Below are 1,819 nucleotides of genomic sequence, written 5' to 3'. Positions count from 1 at the left end.
CCCCGCTCCCCGCCCTCCGTTCCCCGCCGTTCCGCCTGGCTTTCGCCGTTCCGGCCTGGCTGTTCCGCCTGGCTCTTGCCGTTCCGGCCTGGCCGCCCCATTCCGTCAGGTTCGGCCCTGGCCGTCCGGCGCTGGCTGGCCTGTCTTGGCCGACCGACCGGCCTGCCCCGCGCTGGCTGGCCTGCCCCGCGCCGGCTGCCCCTGCTTCGCGTTGGCTGCCCTTGCCTCGTGCCGGCTGGCCTGCCTCGGGTCGGCTGCCCCTGCTTCGCGCCGGCTGTCCCGTGCCTGCTGGTGTGCCTGGCCGACCGGCTGGCCGGCCTTGGTCGGCCCGGTCCGCCGCCCATCGGCGACCCTCGCCGTCCCGGTCGGCGCAAGATCTACTCCGTTTCGTGGGAACGGCGGTGTCCCGGTCGCCTGGATACCGCCGTTTGCCGTGTCTGGAGTGGATCAACGAGGGCTCAGCGTGGTTGCTCGTTTGGCGGCGGGGTCAAGGTTGGCTCCGTTAGTCTGTGAATCAGGCGTAAACGGCTCAAATCGAGAATCCGATGGCGGGGGGAGCCATGACGGAATCGGCGAAGAGTGTGGCCGAGCAGACAGAGCAGCGGCTCGAGAAGGTGGCCGAGAACGTCCGGAAGCGGTTCGACCGGATCACCGAGGGCAAGTTCACTGACAAGATCAAGAACGGCCGGTTCGCCGACCAGGTCGACGACGGCGTCGACGAGGGGCGTGCCGAGGCGAAACGCCGGAACCAGGGCGGATCGGAACGCTGACGATCCGCCGACGTGCGGGCCGGGACCCACGGGGGGTCCCGGCCCGTTCGCCGTCCAACTGCGGCCGTGGCAGTTGGGCGGGGCCGTTGGGCGTGGGCGTGGGCGTGGCAGTTGGGCGGGGCCGCTGGTCGTGGTCGGGGCCGTTGGGCGTGGGCGGGGCAGTTGGCCGGGCCGTTGGTCGTGGTCGGGGCCGTTGGGTGGGTCGTTGGGCGTGGGCGTGGCAGTTGGGCGGGCCCGTTGGTCGTGGTCGGGCCCGTTGGGCGGGGCCCGTTGGGCGGGGCCGTTGGGCGGGGCCAGGGTGGCGTGGCGTGGCACAAGGCGTTCCGGGCCGATGATCTGCTTGCCCCCGCTAGCTGCAACCCGGCTCAGCCGAGGCGACGGTTCTCCCGTACCAGGCCGCCCTCGCACCAGTCGCGGTAGACGAAGAGGTCCTGCCGGGCCAGCAGCACCCGGCTGTTGTGCGCCCAGTTGCGCATCGGCTCGTCGCCGTCCCGCTCGGCCTGCTCCACGAGTTTGCGGAAGCGGCGCTTCGGGTGGGCGCGGAAGTTCGTCCGGATGCCGTCGGCGGCGTAGATGTAGAGGCAGTGCAGGGCGAACCGGCGGGCCGGGCAGGTCGGGTCCAGCGCCAGCTCGAACAGGGTGAGCACCAGGTGGTCGCCGGCGACCAGCAGGTCCCAGTCCGGCGGCATGGAACTGAGCGGCACCGAGTCGGGTTGGTACGCCCAGGCCCGCATCTCCGCCGGCGACGGGTCGACGGGGTTGGCGAAGCCGTGGAACGTCTGATCCTGCACGCTCACCGGCAACCTTCCGCTCGGGCCTGCGGGGTGCCGCGGCCACCCTGCGGACGCCCTGGCTTGCTGGGGCGCAACGGTAGCCGCCGCTGCCCGGCGGGCGGAAGACCCTGTCGGGAGCAATTCGGAAACGGCCGGTGGGGGGGGGGGGGGGGGCGCGCCCCCCCCCCCCCCCCCCCCCCCGCCGGGGGGGGGGCCCCCCCCCCCCGCGGGGGGGGGGGGCGCGCCCCCGCCCCCCGGGGGGTCCCACGCCCAGCG

The 1,819-nt window shown here is 73.8% G+C and carries 2 protein-coding genes; one reads left to right on the top strand and one right to left on the bottom strand.

Annotation, left to right across the window (positions count from 1 at the left end; translation table 11 throughout):
* The first annotated feature begins 560 nt into the window (after positions 1 to 560).
* Positions 561 to 770: a hypothetical protein gene (locus tag ACIQG9_RS11940; protein ID WP_400400693.1), complete on the top strand. Its 210-nt coding sequence runs from the start codon at positions 561 to 563 to the stop codon at positions 768 to 770.
* Between the two features lie 365 nt (positions 771 to 1,135).
* On the opposite strand, the gene ACIQG9_RS11935 is transcribed toward ACIQG9_RS11940, so the two are convergent.
* The gene (locus ACIQG9_RS11935) at positions 1,136 to 1,567 is read right to left on the bottom strand and encodes a hypothetical protein (protein WP_400400691.1); all 432 of its coding nucleotides are present in this window, start codon (positions 1,565 to 1,567) and stop codon (positions 1,136 to 1,138) included.
* Positions 1,568 to 1,819 lie beyond the last annotated feature (252 nt).

Origin of the sequence: Micromonospora sp. NPDC092111 (assembly GCF_044755745.1) — a bacterium.
Lineage (GTDB): Bacteria > Actinomycetota > Actinomycetes > Mycobacteriales > Micromonosporaceae > Micromonospora.
The sequence above is the reverse complement of the archived record's forward strand: the minus strand, read 5'-3'. Positions and strand labels throughout refer to the sequence as shown.